This is a genomic window from Alkalihalobacterium sp. APHAB7, from assembly GCF_048323755.1.
GTDB lineage: Bacteria > Bacillota > Bacilli > Bacillales > Bacillaceae_F > Alkalihalobacterium.
Genome location: NZ_JBLWFS010000003.1, coordinates 178511 through 196125 on the forward strand (window position 1 = coordinate 178511; position 17615 = coordinate 196125).

The 17615-nt window shown below is 37.3% G+C and carries 18 protein-coding genes; all 18 read left to right on the forward strand.

Annotated features, from left to right (window positions below; translation table 11 throughout):
• The first annotated feature begins 110 nt into the window (after positions 1 to 110).
• The 18 genes from topA (at position 111) to ACNSTQ_RS05020 (ending at position 17579) form a co-directional block, all read left to right on the forward strand.
• Positions 111 to 2186: a type I DNA topoisomerase gene (gene topA / locus ACNSTQ_RS04935; RefSeq protein WP_418198732.1), complete on the forward strand. Its 2076-nt coding sequence runs from the start codon at positions 111 to 113 to the stop codon at positions 2184 to 2186.
• 229 nt (positions 2187 to 2415) lie between these two features.
• Positions 2416 to 3723, forward strand: a complete 1308-nt coding sequence (trmFO, locus tag ACNSTQ_RS04940) for an FADH(2)-oxidizing methylenetetrahydrofolate--tRNA-(uracil(54)-C(5))-methyltransferase TrmFO (protein ID WP_418198733.1) — start codon at positions 2416 to 2418, stop codon at positions 3721 to 3723.
• Positions 3724 to 3783: 60 nt separating this feature from the next.
• Positions 3784 to 4695, forward strand: a complete 912-nt coding sequence (xerC, locus tag ACNSTQ_RS04945; protein ID WP_418198734.1) for a tyrosine recombinase XerC — start codon at positions 3784 to 3786, stop codon at positions 4693 to 4695.
• 92 nt (positions 4696 to 4787) lie between these two features.
• Positions 4788 to 5333: an ATP-dependent protease subunit HslV gene (hslV, locus tag ACNSTQ_RS04950; protein WP_418198735.1), complete on the forward strand. Its 546-nt coding sequence runs from the start codon at positions 4788 to 4790 to the stop codon at positions 5331 to 5333.
• A gap of 27 nt (positions 5334 to 5360) precedes the next feature.
• Positions 5361 to 6755: an HslU--HslV peptidase ATPase subunit gene (gene hslU, locus ACNSTQ_RS04955; protein WP_418198736.1), complete on the forward strand. Its 1395-nt coding sequence runs from the start codon at positions 5361 to 5363 to the stop codon at positions 6753 to 6755.
• A 26-nt stretch (positions 6756 to 6781) separates the two neighbouring features.
• A complete protein-coding gene (gene codY / locus ACNSTQ_RS04960; protein WP_216827993.1) occupies positions 6782 to 7561 on the forward strand; it encodes a GTP-sensing pleiotropic transcriptional regulator CodY in 780 nt (259 codons plus the stop codon).
• 763 nt (positions 7562 to 8324) lie between these two features.
• Entirely contained in the window at positions 8325 to 8726 is a 402-nt protein-coding gene (flgB, locus tag ACNSTQ_RS04965; RefSeq protein WP_418198737.1) for a flagellar basal body rod protein FlgB, read from the forward strand.
• Between the two features lie 8 nt (positions 8727 to 8734).
• Positions 8735 to 9181, forward strand: coding sequence for a flagellar basal body rod protein FlgC (flgC, locus tag ACNSTQ_RS04970; protein WP_418198848.1), 447 nt, complete (start codon positions 8735 to 8737; stop codon positions 9179 to 9181).
• A gap of 15 nt (positions 9182 to 9196) precedes the next feature.
• Positions 9197 to 9505, forward strand: a complete 309-nt coding sequence (gene fliE, locus ACNSTQ_RS04975; protein WP_418198738.1) for a flagellar hook-basal body complex protein FliE — start codon at positions 9197 to 9199, stop codon at positions 9503 to 9505.
• A gap of 263 nt (positions 9506 to 9768) precedes the next feature.
• Positions 9769 to 11349, forward strand: a complete 1581-nt coding sequence (fliF, locus tag ACNSTQ_RS04980; protein WP_418198739.1) for a flagellar basal-body MS-ring/collar protein FliF — start codon at positions 9769 to 9771, stop codon at positions 11347 to 11349.
• A 12-nt stretch (positions 11350 to 11361) separates the two neighbouring features.
• Entirely contained in the window at positions 11362 to 12375 is a 1014-nt protein-coding gene (gene fliG / locus ACNSTQ_RS04985) for a flagellar motor switch protein FliG (protein ID WP_418198740.1), read from the forward strand.
• Complete coding sequence (gene fliH, locus ACNSTQ_RS04990; RefSeq protein WP_418198741.1) at positions 12368 to 13165, forward strand: flagellar assembly protein FliH; 798 nt, start codon at positions 12368 to 12370, stop codon at positions 13163 to 13165. Before fliG ends, fliH begins: the two co-directional genes overlap by 8 nt.
• The gene (gene fliI, locus ACNSTQ_RS04995; RefSeq protein WP_418198742.1) at positions 13152 to 14468 is read left to right on the forward strand and encodes a flagellar protein export ATPase FliI; all 1317 of its coding nucleotides are present in this window, start codon (positions 13152 to 13154) and stop codon (positions 14466 to 14468) included. Before fliH ends, fliI begins: the two co-directional genes overlap by 14 nt.
• 3 nt (positions 14469 to 14471) lie before the next feature.
• A complete protein-coding gene (gene fliJ / locus ACNSTQ_RS05000) occupies positions 14472 to 14909 on the forward strand; it encodes a flagellar export protein FliJ (RefSeq protein WP_418198743.1) in 438 nt (145 codons plus the stop codon).
• Between the two features lie 16 nt (positions 14910 to 14925).
• Positions 14926 to 15492, forward strand: a complete 567-nt coding sequence (locus ACNSTQ_RS05005; RefSeq protein WP_418198744.1) for a MotE family protein — start codon at positions 14926 to 14928, stop codon at positions 15490 to 15492.
• 38 nt (positions 15493 to 15530) lie between these two features.
• Positions 15531 to 16721 (forward strand): flagellar hook-length control protein FliK, encoded by a 1191-nt coding sequence (locus tag ACNSTQ_RS05010; protein WP_418198745.1) that lies wholly within the window; start codon positions 15531 to 15533, stop codon positions 16719 to 16721.
• 9 nt (positions 16722 to 16730) lie between these two features.
• Positions 16731 to 17177, forward strand: coding sequence for a flagellar hook assembly protein FlgD (gene flgD / locus ACNSTQ_RS05015; RefSeq protein WP_418198746.1), 447 nt, complete (start codon positions 16731 to 16733; stop codon positions 17175 to 17177).
• 18 nt (positions 17178 to 17195) lie between these two features.
• Positions 17196 to 17579 (forward strand): TIGR02530 family flagellar biosynthesis protein, encoded by a 384-nt coding sequence (locus tag ACNSTQ_RS05020; RefSeq protein ID WP_418198747.1) that lies wholly within the window; start codon positions 17196 to 17198, stop codon positions 17577 to 17579.
• Positions 17580 to 17615: the final 36 nt, after the last annotated feature.

Below are 17615 nucleotides of genomic sequence, written 5' to 3' on the forward strand. Positions count from 1 at the left end.
AAATTGATCTATATTTCAAATTATTTTATAAGTAATGTTTGACAAATGCTAAAAATGTATTTAATAATAGGGAAGATTTATATTAATCCTCAAAGGGGGAGGAAACGAACATGGCTGATTACTTAGTAATAGTTGAATCTCCCGCAAAAGCCAAGACGATTGGAAAATATTTAGGTAAGAAATACACAGTTAAAGCGTCCATGGGACATGTAAGAGATTTACCAAAAAGTCAAATGGGAGTAGACGTAGAAGAGGGCTTCAATCCTAAATATATAACTATACGTGGAAAAGGACCTGTATTAAAGGAATTAAAAGCAGCAGCTAAAAAGGTAAAGAAAATTTATCTCGCAGCTGACCCGGATCGCGAAGGTGAAGCGATAGCCTGGCACTTAGCACACAGTCTAGATATTGATGAGACTTCAGAGTGCCGAGTTGTATTTAATGAGATTACAAAACAAGCCATTAAAGATGCTTTTAAAGAACCGCGATCTATTAATATGGATCTAGTTGATTCGCAGCAAGCAAGGCGAATTCTCGATCGTCTAGTCGGATATAATATTAGCCCTATATTATGGAAGAAAGTAAAAAAAGGCTTAAGTGCGGGAAGAGTACAATCGGTTGCTGTTAAAATGATTATTGACCGAGAAAATGAAATTAAGGCATTTATTCCAGAGGAGTATTGGAGCATTCAAGCAACGTTCTCTATGAATGACGATCAATTCGAGGCCAAATTTTATGGAATTGGATCGAAGAAAGTTGAATTAAAAACGGAAGCACAAGTAAATGATGTTCTTGGAAAACTTAAGGGTAACAGCTTTATGGTTGACTCTGTAAAAAAGAAAGAAAGAAAACGAAATCCTGTGGCACCTTTTACAACATCTTCCTTACAACAAGAGGCTGCGCGAAAATTAAATTTCCGCGCGAAGAAAACGATGATGCTTGCCCAACAATTATATGAAGGAATTGATCTAGGAAAAAAAGAAGGAACGGTCGGTTTAATTACATATATGCGTACCGATTCTACTCGAATTTCGGAAACGGCAAAGCAGGAAGTAAAGTCTTATATCGAAGAAACATACGGAAAAGAATATACACGTCAAGGTGAGAGAACGGTTAAGCAAGATAAGAAAGCACAGGATGCCCATGAAGCAATTAGACCGACTTCAGTATATAAAGATCCTAAAACAGTCAAAAGCTACTTGTCACGAGATCAGTTTCGCCTTTACAAGCTCATTTGGGATCGCCTAGTAGCCAGCGAGATGGCGCCGGCTATTATGGATACGATGACTGTGGATTTAAAAAATGAAGATGTGATCTTCAGAGCAACAGGGTCAAAAGTAAAATTTGCCGGTTTTATGAAAGTTTATATTGAGGGCAATGATGATGGAAAAAATGAAGAAGACAAATTCTTGCCCAACTTAGAGGAAGGTAAAACCGTAAAAAAAGAAGAAATCACACCTAACCAACATTTTACACAACCACCACCTAGGTATTCAGAAGCTAGGCTAGTTAAAACACTAGAAGAACTAGGGATAGGCAGGCCATCCACATTTGCCCCAACCCTCGATACCATTCAACGTAGAGGGTATGTGGCTCTTGAAGAAAAGCGCTTTGTACCAACTGAGCTAGGTGAAATCGTAATTGAATTAATTCATGAATTTTTCCCTGACATCTTGAATGTAGACTTTACAGCCAAGATGGAAAATGATCTTGATGCAATTGAGGATGGGAAAGAAAATTGGATCCGTGTCATAGATGGTTTTTATAATGGGTTTGAAAAGCAAGTTAAGCATGCGGAAGAAGAAATGAAAGAAGTTGAGATTAAAGACGAACCAGCTGGAGAAGACTGTGATAAGTGTGGACATGAAATGGTTTATAAAATGGGTCGCTTCGGAAAGTTTATGGCCTGTTCAAACTTCCCAGATTGCCGTAATACAAAAGCGATCGTAAAAGATATAGGTGTGAAGTGTCCAACTTGTCATGAAGGAAATATTGTAGAACGTAAAAGTAAAAAGCGAAGAATATTTTACGGATGCGACCGTTTCCCAGAATGTGAATTTGTTTCTTGGGATAAACCAATTGCAAGAAAGTGCCCGAAATGTGAGCACATGCTTGTTGAAAAGAAAATGAAAAAAGGTATACAAGTGCAATGTACATCGTGTGATTATAAAGAAGAGACAAATTAGTGAAATGAATTGAAAGAAATGAAGTGTTAGTATATTATATTAGAGGTCTGACTTCTTTAAACATAAAAACCGATGGTATGAACAGGGTGACTCGAGCCTATACTTAAGGCAATATATCGTAAATAAAAGGAACCACGCACATCTATTCCGATAAATTATATGAGTCACCCTAAAGAAATAATACAGTCATTACTATGAAGCTTTTAATTTGGTACGGAGGGTTTAAATCTTGGAGAAAATACATATTAACGTGATCGGCGCAGGGTTAGCAGGAAGTGAAGCTGCTTGGCAAATTGCCAACCGTGGAATTCCAGTCCATCTTTATGAAATGCGTCCAGTCAAGCAAACACCCGCTCATCATACTGATAAATTTGCTGAACTCGTTTGCAGTAACTCTTTAAGAGCAAATACACTTACAAATGCAGTGGGAGTATTAAAAGAAGAGATGAGAATATTAAATTCTGTTATTATTTCTTCAGCTGATGATTGTTCGGTTCCTGCAGGTGGGGCCTTAGCGGTGGACCGCCATGAATTTGCAGAAAGTGTAACGAGTAGAGTACGTAAACATCCATTAGTTACAGTAATGAATGAAGAAGTAAGTGAGATTCCAGCAGGGCCAACAATTATTGCAACTGGTCCATTGACGTCGGAAAGTCTATCTCAGAAATTAAAAGAGTTAACAGGCGAAGAATATTTATACTTTTATGATGCTGCAGCTCCTATTCTTGAAAAAGATTCTATTGATATGAATAAAGTTTACCTAAAATCTCGCTATGATAAAGGAGAAGCTGCTTACTTAAATTGCCCAATGACCGAAGAGGAATTCGATCGCTTTTATGAGGCTTTAATTAACGCAGAAACTGTACCCTTAAAAGAGTTTGAGAAAGAAATTTTCTTTGAAGGATGTATGCCAATTGAAGTAATGGCACAACGCGGGAAAAAGACAATGTTATTTGGGCCAATGAAACCGGTTGGGCTTGAACACCCTGAAACAGGGAAAAGACCATATGCGGTTGTTCAACTAAGACAAGATAATCAATCTGGAACATTGTATAACATTGTTGGCTTTCAAACTCATTTAAAGTGGGGTCCACAAAAGGAAGTATTAAAACTCATACCTGGCCTTGAGAACGCTGAAATTGTTCGTTACGGTGTCATGCATCGTAATACGTTTATCAATTCTCCAAAAGTGTTAAAACCTACGTATCAATTCAAAGAAAGAGATGATCTCTTTTTTGCTGGTCAAATTACAGGTGTTGAAGGCTATGTAGAGTCAGCTGCTTCCGGACTGGTTGCGGGAATTAATGCAGCGAGGTATGTTGAGCAGAAAGAATTGGCCGTCTTCCCTGAGGAAACAGCTATCGGTAGTATGGCTCAGTACATCACAACAGCCAATCCGAAAAACTTTCAGCCAATGAATGCTAACTTTGGATTGTTAAAGCCGTTGGATCAAAGAATTAAGAATAAAAAAGAAAGAAATGAAACACTTGCTAACCGAGCGATTGAAACAATTCAGAATTTTATGAAAAAAATGTAAATTTCCTTGAATGAGCTACTAAGTTGTGGTACAATTTAGTAGCTTTTGTGAGGTGTTACTATGGAAGATACATCCAACCGAACGTTAATTGATGATTTTGTCTTTTATTTACAAGTTGAGAAAAATTGCTCAAAGCACACGATTGATAATTATTTACTCGATATCGATGACTTTTTAAAACATATGAAAGAAAATAATATTGATGATTTTTTCTCTGTTACTTATCATACTGTAAGGCACTATTTAACAGTGCTATACGATAAACAATATGCCCGAACTTCGATTGCTCGGAGAATTTCTGCTTTGCGTAGTCTTTATCGTTTTTTATTAAGAGAAGCGAAAGTGAATGAGAACCCATTCGCCGCAGCTCATATTCCTAAATTAGGAAAACGTTTGCCTACCTTTATGTATGAACAAGAAGTGGAACAGTTATTTTCTTCATTTGATGATAAAAACGTCCTCGACCAACGGGATAAAGCAATACTAGAGTTATTATATTCATCGGGATTACGAGTGAGTGAATGTTGTCAATTGAAAATAGAGGATATTGATTTCTCAATAGGTACTGTCTTTGTTATTGGGAAAGGTAGAAAAGAACGCTATGTACCAGTAGGGAGCTATGCATTAGATGCACTCCAGAACTATATTGATGATGCCCGAACTCAACTCATAAGGAAGTCTAAGGTGGGCCCGCACCCTGCATTGTTTCTAAATTTTCGCGGTGGACCATTAACTGATAGAAGTGTTCGAGATATTCTTAATAAGCGTATTGAAAAAGCATCATTAACCATGCATATGAGTCCACATAAGCTACGCCATACATTTGCAACTCATTTATTAAATAATGGGGCTGACTTACGAGTGGTGCAGGAATTATTAGGACATTCACATTTATCGTCAACTCAGATATATACGCACGTAACAAAGGATCGATTGAAAGATGTATATATGAAACACCACCCAAGAGCATAAAACAATATTATAGTTTTCATATATGCCGATGTACGAACTCGCAACCAACGTTTGCAACTTTGTTTTACTTATCATTAAGAGGGGGGTTCTTTATGTCAGAAGCAAATTTTCATGCAACAACGATCTTCGCCATTCAGCATAACGGGCAATGTGCCATGACAGGTGACGGGCAAGTAACATTTGGTAATGCTGTAGTTATGAAACATACCGCAAAAAAAGTGAGAAAGATCTATCAAGGCAAAGTAATCGCTGGCTTTGCGGGTTCAGTAGCAGATGCTTTTACTCTCTTTGAAAAATTTGAAGGCCGATTAGAAGAGTACAATGGTAACTTACAAAGGGCTGCAGTTGAATTGGCAAAGGAGTGGCGAAGTGATAAAGTTCTACGAAGACTAGAGGCCATGCTGATCGTCATGAATAAAGAACATTTATTACTCGTTTCTGGAACCGGTGAAGTAATTGAGCCTGATGACGGAATACTTTCTATCGGTTCAGGAGGTAATTATGCACTTTCTGCAGGTCGTGCATTAAAAACACATGCACCACAACTTTCGGCAAAAGAAATTGCGATGGCTGCACTAGAAACAGCTGGCGATATTTGTGTATACACGAATAAACAGATTGTCATCGAAGAGTTATAAAAACTTTTGAGAGCGGAGGATGTTGAGATGCAAAATAACTTAACGCCAAGACAAATTGTTGAACGTCTAGACCAATACATTGTAGGTCAAGAGTCTGCGAAAAAATCTGTAGCTGTAGCTCTTAGAAATCGCTATCGTCGCAGTTTACTCGATGAAAAGCTTCGGGATGAAGTAACACCAAAAAACATCTTGATGATTGGACCTACTGGTGTAGGTAAAACAGAAATTGCTCGAAGGCTTGCAAAATTAGTCGGAGCGCCTTTTGTAAAGGTGGAAGCGACTAAATTTACAGAGGTCGGATATGTAGGGCGAGATGTAGAATCGATGGTTCGTGATTTGGTCGACACTTCGATCCGTATCGTGAAGGAAGAGAAGATGAACAGCGTTCGTGATAAGGCTGAGGATCAAGCAAATCAAAGAATTGTTGACTTACTTGTACCGTCAGCTAAAAAACAAACGCAATATAAAAATCCACTTGAGATGCTTTTTGGAAATCAAGGACAACCTGTTCAAGAAACATCGGACACAACCGAAAGTCAGGATATTCAGCAAAAAAGACGTCAAACAGCACATAAATTGGCTCTCGGTGAACTAGAAGACCATATGGTATCGATTGATGTTGAGGAACAATCATCCGGATTTTTAGATATGTTTCAAGGTTCTGGTATGGAGCAAATGGGCATTAATATGCAAGACATGCTAGGTAACATGATGCCGAAGAAAAAGAAAAAGCGTCGTCTAACCGTTCGAGAAGCACGTAAATATTTAACCGAAGAAGAAGCTCAAAAGCTTATTGATATGGATGAAGTAAACCAAGAAGCTGTTTCAAAAGCGGAACAATTGGGTATTATCTTTATTGATGAGATTGATAAAATTGCAGGTAAAAGCCAAAATAGTGCAGATGTTTCCCGTGAAGGTGTACAACGTGATATTTTACCAATCGTAGAGGGTTCAACGATTGTAACCAAATATGGCCCAGTAAAGACCGATCACATATTGTTTGTTGGTGCAGGTGCTTTTCATATGGCAAAGCCATCTGATTTAATTCCTGAACTACAAGGGCGTTTTCCGATACGAGTGGAGCTTTTTAATTTATCAATTGATGATTTTGTTCGCATTTTAGTGGAGCCAGATAACGCTTTGATCAAACAATATACAGCATTACTAGAAACAGAAGGTATAAAAGTCAAATTTTCTGACGAAGCTATTCATAAGATTGCGACAATTGCAACAGATGTAAATCAAGATACAGAAAATATCGGTGCGAGAAGATTGCATACGCTATTAGAAAAATTGCTTGAAGATTTATCGTTTGAAGCACCTGATATCACATTAGAAGAGATTGTGATAACACCAGCTTATGTTGAAGAAAAGTTAGCAACAATCGCAAAAAATAGAGATTTAAGCCAATACATTTTATAGTATGGACTTATTAGGAGGAAAAGGGAATGGATTTACTAACTAGAACTAGAAAGATTAATGAGATGCTGCAAAAGTCTGGAGGACAACACGTAAACTTTAAAGATATGGCTGAAACGTTACGCGATGTAATTGAAGCGAATATTTTTGTATTAAGTCGTCGAGGTAAATTATTAGGCTTTTCTATTAAGCAGGAAATTGAAAACGAAAGAATGAAAAAAATGTTAGAAGAGCGACAGTTTCCGGAAGAGTATACAACTAACCTATTTAGAATTGAAGAAACAAGTGCAAATCTTGATATCGAGAGTGAATATACGGCGTTTCCGGTTGAAAACAAAGATCTGTTTGGATCTGGCTTAACAACAATTGTTCCTATTCTAGGTGGAGGACAAAGGTTAGGGACGCTAGTCTTAGCAAGATTAAATAAATCGTTTGATAATGATGACTTAATCTTAGCAGAATACGGTGCTACTGTAGTAGGTATGGAAATCCTTCATGAAAAAACACAAGAAATCGAAGAGGAAGCTCGTAGTAAAGCTGTTGTTCAAATGGCAATTAGTTCATTGTCTTACAGTGAGTTAGAAGCTGTTGAACATATCTTTGAAGAGTTAGAAGGAAAAGAAGGTTTACTCGTAGCTAGTAAAATTGCAGACCGTGTTGGAATTACGCGCTCGGTTATTGTAAATGCCCTTCGTAAGCTAGAGAGTGCTGGTGTGATTGAATCGCGTTCACTAGGTATGAAAGGGACATACATTAAAGTTCTAAACGATAAGTTTTTAGCCGAGTTAGATAAGATTAAACAAGGATAATATGAAGTAAAGAGGTTACTCACAAAGCAGTGCTCTCCTGTATGACCATAACGCATCTAATCTAGTTAGTGTATTTATGTTGTAAAGGGGTTCATCTCAAAATGAGTTGACCTCTTTTTTTATTTGGCTCTTTTCTCAAAGATTGTTGCTCCTTGCTTTTGGACCGTAAGCCAAGCGAATGCTTGGCTCTTCACGCATAGCGTGAAGCTTTTGAAAAGAAAATTGCCGTTCAGACAAATGAATTTGTCGTGAAAAGGCAATTTTCTTTTCAAAAATCGGTCCAAAAGCAACAAAGTTTACGAAAACAGCCTTTTATTTTGTTTGTTTCTCATGGATATCTTTACAAAATGGAAGTTACAAAGCACAGTATTGATCTGAAATATCAAACGAAGATGTTGATGGGTACTTAAAAAGATTATGGTACCAATGCTTTCTGGAGTTGTCGAAAAATATTAGAGTTCCATATATTAGTGAATAGTGAAATAAGCCTAATTGACAATAGTGAAAATACATTAAAAGGAAACCGAGAATTACTTTTTTTTTATAGGATTTATATTATAATATACATAGTATTACACAATCCGACAGAAATTTAGAGAATTCCAGTGAATTGTAAGGACTTTAGTAATAGGTTTTATATAGGTCTTTTTAGTTAAATTCACCTATAATTCAAATGATGATTAGACATTTAGTATAAGATCGATTACAATTTATTAGCAGGATTAGCCAATAATCGAGGGAAAATGACAAGGAGCGACTTAAGATGAATTTGTTTTCAAGCCCAGCTTTTAGCACACTTGAAAGGGCGTTAGATGGTTCAGCTTTAAGGCAAAGAGCAATCTCACAAAACATTGCAAATGTTGATACACCAAATTATAAAACGAAAAAAGTGAATTTCCAACATACATTAGATCAAGCTATTTCGACAAACAACCTCGATGCTAATAGAACGGACGAACGTCATGTGAATTTTAGCACAGGTAAACAGCGAGAAGCCTTTATTACTAGGGTAAATAATACGATGTATAACCATAATTTAAACAATGTGGACATTGATAAAGAAATGGCTGATTTAGCTCAAAACCAAATCTACTATAATGCATTGATTGACCGAATGAACGGACGTTTTAATAGTCTTCAAACTGTTATTAAAGGTGGGAAGTAAAGGTGACGATTTTTAATGGATTCAATATTTCAGCGTCTTCATTAACAGCACAAAGGTTGAGGATGGATGTTATTTCTGCGAATATGGCCAATGCTGAAACGACGCGAGCCAATCTTGTGAATGGAGAATGGCAGCCCTACAGGCGAAAGATGGTTGTCATGCAACCTAATCAACAAAACTTCTCTTCATACTTAAATAAAGCAATGAATCAATCCAGTCATCCGGGTGAAGGTGTTAAAGTTTCGCGAATTACCGAAGACCGTACACCTTTTAAATTGATGTATCAACCTGAGCACCCTGATGCTGATGCGGATGGATATGTAAAACTACCAAATGTTGATCCTTTAAGAGAAATGGTAGATTTAATGAGTGCCACACGTTCATACGAAGCAAATGTAACTACACTAAACGCAACGAAAAACATGCTAATGAAAGCATTAGAAATTGGTAGATAAGGATGGGTAAAATAAATGGAACTAAATAAGATTGCTACTCCTTTTGCTGTTCAACGGCAACCATTGGAAGCACAAATGATTAAACGAACACCAGCTGAAGCTCAAAATCAGTTTAAGGTAGCCCTAAGTGACGCTATTAATAACGTAAACAATATGCAAAACCAATCTTCAGAGGCGACGTTAAGGCTTGCGCGCGGAGAAGCTGCAAACCTACATGAAGTCATGATTTTAGGACAAAAAGCGAGTATTACGTTACAAGCAACTGTAGAAGTGCGTAACAAAGTAATTGAAGCTTATCAAGAAATCATGCGCATGCAAGTTTAAAAATTGCAAAAAGTCCGAGGGTGTGGTGGGGGAGTTTTCCATTGTTTTGTTGTGGCTATAAACTCAACGGGTCGTCACCATAAGCAGCTCACTGCATTTGGATAACATAGAATTCAGCTCACTTTAGGTGAACGTGATGCTAGTAATTACATTGCGTTGAATGTCTCGGCTCTTTTTGTTCTTTTTATTGAACATATGCTAAACACTATAGGATAAGCTAAAACTACAATGATGGTAATTGTCGCACATAGGTAGGAGGGCTCATGAACGGTAAGCTAGTACAATATAAAGAAAAAGGTGTTAACTTCTGGAAAGAGCGAACAAGTGCCCAAAAGGGTATTTTTATCGGCTCTATTTTATTGTTAACCACTATGGTCATATTATTAACTATTTTTGGAACAAGATCAAGTTTTGTGCCTCTATACAGTAATTTATCTGTACAAGAAACAGGACAAATAAAAGAAACGCTAGATGCTAGAGGTATTGCATCTGAAATATCAGGTAATGGGACGACGATTAGTGTTCCTGAGACGATGGTAGATACATTAAAAGTGGAACTTGCTGCTGAAGGGATTCCTAGAAGTGGAAGTATTGATTACGGCTTTTTTAGAGATCGTATGGGCATTGGTATTACTGATAATGAATTCTCGTTGATGGAAAGAGCTGCAGTCCAAACCGAGCTAGGAAATTTAATTAGAAATATTGATGGCGTAAATGGTGCTAATGTCATGATTACTTTACCAGAAGAAAGAATTTGGATTTCTGATGAATTAATGACAGCATCAGCATCAATTGTTATTAATACCGCTCCTGGATACAATCTAGAACCAAGGCAGGTACGTGCATTGTTTCATTTAGTGTCCAAGAGTGTTCCTAACCTTCCTATAGAGAATATCGTCATCATGAACCAAATGTTTGAGCATTTTGAGTATAAGGATGAAAATTCTCAAGATTACTCTACAATGACTGCATATGAACATCAGAGAAAAATTAAACAAGACATCGAAAGAGATTTGCAACGTCAACTTACACAAATGTTAGGTACGATGATGGGACGAGATAGTGTGTTAGTTTCTGTAACAACAGATATTGATTTCACACAAGAAAATCGTCAAGAAGACCTTGTAGCACCAGTTGATGAAGAAAATATGGAAGGTTTAGCGATTAGTATTGAGCGTATTACTGAAACATATGAGGGCGATGAAATTCCAGAAGGCGGGGTCGCAGGTACTGGGGAGGCTATTCCTGGATACCCAGGTGTAGTAGGTGCAGGCGGTGGATCATATGAAAAAATTGAAGAACGTGTCAATAATGATGTGAACCGTATTCGCCGTGAAATTGTAGAAAGCCCATATAAAATTCGTGATTTAGGCATACAGGTTATGGTTGAGCCACCTGAAGGTCAAGAAGAATTGCCAATTGAACGATTAAATGATATTCAGCAAATCTTAAGTACGATTGTCCGTACAAGTATTGATGGAAACGTAGCAAGTGAATTAACACCAGAAGACATTAACGATAAAATCTTTGTGTCTGCACAGCAATTCAGAGGGAAAGTGGATGTTCCACAAATACCTGAACAAACTGTACCTACGTGGTTATATGTTGTTAGTGGATTATTAGTTGGAATTATTATTCTATTAATCTTCTTGTTAATGAAAAAGAAAAAGAGAAATGAAGAGGAAGAAGAAGCATTTATAGAGCCAGTTATTGAAGAAATACCGGATATACCAAATGAGGAAGACAGTGCTTCGGCTACTAAACGAAAACAGCTTGAGAGAATGGCAAGAGAAAAACCAGATGAATTTGCTAAGCTCGTTAGAACATGGCTAACAGATGACTAGGAGGGTGATTGAATGAGTGCAAAAAAAGGAAGCTTAACAGGACGTCAAAAAGCTGCTACCCTCCTCATATCTCTTGGACCCGATGTATCAGCACAGGTATACAAACATTTAACGGAAGAGGAAATAGAGAAATTAACGTTAGAAATTGCAAATGTGCGAAAAGTGGATAGTTCATTAAAAGAAGAGATACTTGAGCAGTTTCATCAACTAGCCATGGCACAAGATTACATTTCTCAAGGTGGTATTGGGTACGCAAAGAGTGTACTTGAGAAAGCATTGGGAGAAGCGGAAGCGATGGAAATTATTAATCGCTTGACTTCAACCTTGCAAGTGCGACCATTTGATTTTGCTAGAAAAGCAGATCCAACACAAATCTTGAACTTTATACAAAATGAGCATCCGCAAACGATTGCTCTAATCCTTTCTTATCTCGAATCTGTACAGGCTGCACAGATCTTATCTGAACTTCCTCAGGAAGTTCAAGCCGATGTAGCTAAGCGAATTGCGCTTATGGATAGCACATCACCAGAAATCGTAAATGAAGTAGAAAGTATTTTAGAACAAAAACTATCAGCTACCGTTACTCAAGACTATACAGCAGCTGGTGGTATTGAGGCCGTTGTTGAAGTACTAAATAGTGTAGATCGAAGTACCGAACGAACAATTCTTGATGCTCTTGAAATCCAAGATCCAGAATTGGCCGAAGAAATTAAAAAGAGAATGTTCGTCTTTGAAGATATCGTTACGCTTGATAATCGCTCGATTCAAAGGGTTATCCGAGATGTTGAAAATGAAGATTTACAGCTGTCGCTTAAAGTCGCAAGTGATGAAGTGAAAGAAATCGTCTTTACAAATATGTCACAGCGTATGGCAGATACATTTAAGGAAGAAATGGAGTTTATGGGTCCTGTTCGTTTACGTGATGTCGAAGAAGCTCAGTCTCGTATAGTCGCAGTTATTCGTCGACTAGAAGAAGCTGGAGAGATTGTTATCGCACGTGGCGGAGGAGATGATATTATTGTCTAAAATTATTAAGTCTTCCTATGCTAGACCAGAACCCATGGGGGCTAGAACAATATCGGTAAAAAAAATAAAGTCTATCGATCTAAATGAAGAAAGTACGACTACCGAAGTTCAGGAAGATATGCCTATTCAAGTCGAAGAACAAGCAAAGTTGATATTAGAACAAAGCAAGTATCAGGCTAAACTGATGATTCAAGAAGCTGAAAACAATGCAAAAGCTATTCGTGAACAGCTTGAACAAGAACAGCAATATGTTTATAACGAGCTTGAACAATTAAAGCAAGAAGCAAAGCAACAAGGTTATGAAGAAGGCTATCAGCAAGGACTGGATGCTGGTAGGCTACAATACGAGGAAGCGATGGCCCAAGCTAAGAATATTATTCAAGCTTCACAAAAGGACTACGCTGATGTTATTGAAAAAGCCCAACCAACTATTGTTGAACTAGCATTTACCATCTCAGAAAAGCTAATTGGTACTACTTTTAATCAAAATAGTGAAGCATGGACCAACCTTGTTCAAAAGGCAATCCTTGAAGTTAGAGAGCAGGAGGAAATAAAAGTTTATGTTCATCCTGATTGGTATGAACGAACGATTCAACATAAAAATGAGCTGATCACATTACTAAGTCATTCCGAACAACTCTATATTTACCCTGACCCTCAATTGAGAGAACATGGTTGCATTGTCGAAACACCATTTGGACGGATCGATGCTAGTTTAGATAGTCAACTAACTGAACTAAAACATGTACTTCTTGAGAAATTGAAGGAGGGCAAGCATGGAAGTTCGTGATCTAATTAATGTTGTTCCCCACCTCAATTCATATAAATGGTATGGGAAAGTATCAAGAGTTGTAGGTTTAATGATTGAATCTAAAGGTCCCCAAGCATCTATTGGCGATCTATGTATTATTCATATTGGGAAAAGTTCAACTTCAAAGGTTATGGCTGAAGTAGTAGGTTTTCGTGATGAGAATGTTTTACTGATGCCGATTAGTGGTACGGGTGAAATATCACCAGGAAGTCTTGTGGAAGCCACTAGGCACCCTTTGGAAATTAAGGTGGGATTAGGGTTAATCGGTAAGGTTATTGACGGATGCGGCCAACCGCTCGATCGTTCTAAATTACCCGATGGACTGTCATCTTTTCCAACAGACAATGCACCACCTAACCCATTAGAGCGTCCAAGGATAACTGAACCGATGAGTATAGGTATTCGCTCGATAGACAGTTTATTAACGGTTGGAAAAGGCCAAAGAATTGGTATTTTTGCAGGTAGTGGGGTTGGGAAAAGTACACTATTATCTATGATTATAAAAAACTCCGAAGCAGACTTAAATGTCATTGCTTTAATTGGTGAACGTGGACGAGAAGTTAAGGATTTTATTGAGCGTGATTTAGGTGAAGACGGACTGAAAAAAAGCATTTTAGTTGTTGCTACCTCCGATCAACCAGCTTTAATGAGAGTGAAAGGAGCGATGACAGCTACAGCAATAGCTGAATATTTTCGTAACCAAGGGATGAATGTTAATTTAATGATGGACTCGGTTACTCGTTTTGCCATGGCACAGCGTGAAATTGGTCTAGCGGTTGGAGAACCGCCAACGACCAAAGGTTACACACCATCGGTTTTTGCGATGCTTCCTCGTCTCCTAGAGCGTTCGGGTACAAGTCAGAATGGTTCTATTACGGCATTTTATACCGTACTAGTGGACGGCGATGATTTAAATGAACCGATTTCAGATGCAGTTCGAGGTATTTTAGATGGACACTTCGTGTTAGATCGAAAACTCGCAAACAAAGGTCAATTTCCAGCGATAAATGTTTTGAAAAGTGTCAGTCGTGTCATGCATGATATCGTACCACAACATCATCACATTGCTGCAGAACGTTTAAGATCACTTTTATCAACCTACTACGAATCAGAAGATTTAATTAATATCGGCGCTTATAAGAGAGGCTCTTCAAGAGATGTTGATTTAGCCATTCAAGCATTTCCGAAAATTATTTCTTACTTGAAACAGGGAATTAACGAACCAAGTCATTTAGATGAAGCAGTGATCTTGTTACAACAACAATTCGGTGGAGGTGAATAGGCTATGTCATTCCGTTATACTCTTCAAAAAGTTCTTGAGATAAAAGAAAGAGAAAAACAAAATTCTGAGAACGAATATAGTAAGGCGACAAAGCAATTTGAGGAGATGGCAACTAGATTATATGATCTCTTGAAGAACAAAGAAGACTTAGAAGCTAGATGCGAACAGCAAATGAATGAAGGAATTCCTATTCACCAACTGCAACAACATCAAACGATTTTAATGCGATTAAATATAGATATTGAAAGACAACAACAATCAACCAATTTAGCTCGAAACCAAATGTATCAAAAACAGGAAGAGCTTGTTGACGCCGCCATAGAGTTGAAAAAGTACGAAAAGATGAAAGAAATAAAGCATGCAGAGTATATCGAAGAACAAAAAAGGCTCGATAATATGCGGATGGATGAAATATCTTTACAACTATATGTAAACCGCTAAAAATAAGGTGAAGCTTATGAGTAATGAGAAAGAGTATAGTAAAGTTCAATGGTTCTTCTTTGTTATCTTTATCCCAACCCTGTTTGCCATTATTTTGTTTGCAGTCATTCTTATCTTTCTTGGAGTTGAAGTGAAGGATAAGGCGAAAGAAGTCGGTGGAAATCTACCTTTTATAGGAGAATACATCACCGATGAGGTTGAAGAAGACGAAGAGAACCAAATTAACATCGACGAATTACAGGAAACGATTGCTTCTCAACAAATTCAAATTGAACAATTAGAACGGCAGCTTACACAAAGAGATGAACAAATACTTCAACTTCAAAGCGAAGCAACGTCTTTAGAGGAACAAGTTGTGTCCCAAGAAGAAGCAGTTGCAGAAGTTAGGCATGATTTAAAGGAGATTGCTAAGACATATGAAGCGATGTCTACGAAGAATGCAGCCAATATTTTGTCTGAACTTCCTACATCAGAAGCTCTCCTTCATATCTCACAAATCTCTACACAATCTAGAGCCGGTATATTAGCGAAAATGGAAGCAGAAAAAGCTGCAGAAATAATGTCGCTATTAGCAAACCAATAAAGTATTTTTTAATTATTGACTTGAAAGGAGGTGAAAAAATGAACATCGTAGGAGTTATAGGTCCGAGTCCGAGTCAATCTAATACAGGAAAGGGCCCTGCAACATTTAAAAGCTTATCAAGTAGTAACTCCACTTTTTCTAAGCTACTTAGCAGTAGTTTTCCAGGAGAAACTACTACTGGGACTGGAATGCGGATAACTGAAGGTACGACTGATGAAGAAATGGCAAACGATGAGCAACTTTTATCATTAATAAAAAAGTTCATAGAAGCACTGCCATTTGAAGATGGTTTTCTAACAGAAGAAAAGCTTGATGATCAGGATGTCCAACAATTATTAGCCTTGTTACCAGAAGAATTACAATTAGAAATCGAGAAAATTTTTCAAAGTAAACTTCCACTTGAAGCTCTTTTACAGTCTGCAGATACTTTAAATAATCCAGCTGAAATGTTAGCTTTCTTAGTTGCTCTAAAACGATCCACTTCTGATCCATATACATCAGCTCAAAGTAAAGAAATAAATCAATTTATGAAACACTTAGAGCAGTTGTTAAAAGTAGGAGACAATGCGAATACACATGATGTAAAAGATCCAAAAGATGTCATGCGCCAATTAATTCAAGCCCTTCAAAAAGAAGACCAACGAATGAATCAAAGTCAAATCCTACAGTCATTACTGCAAAGACTAGGAGTTGGAGAGCGAACTACGGATGGACAGCAAGGCATTAATATAAATACGGATGGACAGAATATGTCTCGTGTTCAACAATTAGTAATACATATTGGTGAACAACCGACAAAGGAAGCTGAACAGCGTCAATTTGTCCGTCAATTCCAAGAAATGCTTGGACGTGGAGTATTAAAAAATCTAAATAATGGCTCACAATTATCTATTAAACTATTTCCACAACATTTAGGACGACTTGATATTCAGTTATCCCAAATTAATGGTGTAATTACTGCACGTATTCTAGCAAGTACAAGTACCGCAAGAGAATTAATTGAATCTCAAATACAGCAGTTAAGACAAGCCTTTTCACAACAACAACTTAATGTAGAACGCATTGAAGTAACTCAGCAGCAACAACAGTCAGCAGGTAACTTGAACAAAGATGGGCAAGGAAGACAAGCTGAGCGGGATCAAGATGAAAAACAATCAGAAGATAATGAAAAAGAAAAAGAATCATTCTCTCAGTTACTAGAAGATATAACGATAAATGAGAAAGTTTAGGTGTTGAGTATGAATAATACAGTAGACCCGAGTCTTTTTTATGATAACCGAGCTCGTGATGTGAAAAGAACGGGTGAAGGGGCATTAGGAAAAGATGATTTCTTAAAGATATTAATTACTCAGTTACAAAATCAAGATCCGACAAATCCAATGGACGACCGTGAATTCATTTCTCAAATGGCGCAATTTTCATCGTTAGAGCAAATGACTAACATGAATAAAACGCTTGAAAAGTTTATTGCTACACAAACAGATAATAAACTTGTTCAAAATAGTCATTTGATTGGAAAAGAAATTCAATGGCAACCTGAAAACTCAATATCTGATCGAAATTTAGAAACGAATATAGTCAAAGCAGTGCGTTTACGGGATGGAAATGTTTCTGTTCAATTAGATAATGGGAATTGGATCTTAGTAGATCAAATTAAACAAATTAGCTCAGGTGGAAAAGAGTAGTGAACAGGAGGTGAAGTGATGGACCCTCATATATATTCACAACAACTAAGGCCACTGCCTCAAACAACATATCAGAAAAAAGCGATAATGCCGATGAGGCAAGGACATTTCCATGACATTTTACAAACAGAGATTAACAGCACCAAGGGAATTAAACTTAGTAAACATGCTGAAAAACGTATGCAAGACCGAGGAATATCCATCAATCAAGACCAATGGACGGCTATTGAAAATAAGTTAAAAGAAGCTAAGTCTAAAGGTATAAGTGATTCGTTAGTTGTTTTAAATCATGCCGCACTAGTTGTGAATGCCAAAAACAATACTGTTATTACGGCACTCGATCGAACAGAAGCGAGTACACAAATATTTACGAATATAAATGGAACGATACTTATTGATTAAAAGGCTGGACCGAAATGGAAGCCTTCGGTTGTGGAA

Bases quoted from the DNA above. Each gene is read 5' to 3' on its own strand.
- topA (WP_418198732.1), top strand. From the start codon at position 111: ATGGCTGATTACTTAGTAATAGTTGAATCTCCCGCAAAAGCCAAGACG.
- xerC (WP_418198734.1), top strand. From the start codon at position 3,784: ATGGAAGATACATCCAACCGAACGTTAATTGATGATTTTGTCTTTTAT.
- hslV (WP_418198735.1), top strand. From the start codon at position 4,788: ATGTCAGAAGCAAATTTTCATGCAACAACGATCTTCGCCATTCAGCAT.
- hslU (WP_418198736.1), top strand. From the start codon at position 5,361: ATGCAAAATAACTTAACGCCAAGACAAATTGTTGAACGTCTAGACCAA.
- codY (WP_216827993.1), top strand. From the start codon at position 6,782: ATGGATTTACTAACTAGAACTAGAAAGATTAATGAGATGCTGCAAAAG.
- flgB (WP_418198737.1), top strand. From the start codon at position 8,325: ATGAATTTGTTTTCAAGCCCAGCTTTTAGCACACTTGAAAGGGCGTTA.
- fliE (WP_418198738.1), top strand. From the start codon at position 9,197: ATGGAACTAAATAAGATTGCTACTCCTTTTGCTGTTCAACGGCAACCA.
- fliF (WP_418198739.1), top strand. From the start codon at position 9,769: ATGAACGGTAAGCTAGTACAATATAAAGAAAAAGGTGTTAACTTCTGG.
- fliG (WP_418198740.1), top strand. From the start codon at position 11,362: ATGAGTGCAAAAAAAGGAAGCTTAACAGGACGTCAAAAAGCTGCTACC.
- fliI (WP_418198742.1), top strand. From the start codon at position 13,152: ATGGAAGTTCGTGATCTAATTAATGTTGTTCCCCACCTCAATTCATAT.
- fliJ (WP_418198743.1), top strand. From the start codon at position 14,472: ATGTCATTCCGTTATACTCTTCAAAAAGTTCTTGAGATAAAAGAAAGA.
- ACNSTQ_RS05005 (WP_418198744.1), top strand. From the start codon at position 14,926: ATGAGTAATGAGAAAGAGTATAGTAAAGTTCAATGGTTCTTCTTTGTT.
- ACNSTQ_RS05010 (WP_418198745.1), top strand. From the start codon at position 15,531: ATGAACATCGTAGGAGTTATAGGTCCGAGTCCGAGTCAATCTAATACA.
- flgD (WP_418198746.1), top strand. From the start codon at position 16,731: ATGAATAATACAGTAGACCCGAGTCTTTTTTATGATAACCGAGCTCGT.
- ACNSTQ_RS05020 (WP_418198747.1), top strand. From the start codon at position 17,196: ATGGACCCTCATATATATTCACAACAACTAAGGCCACTGCCTCAAACA.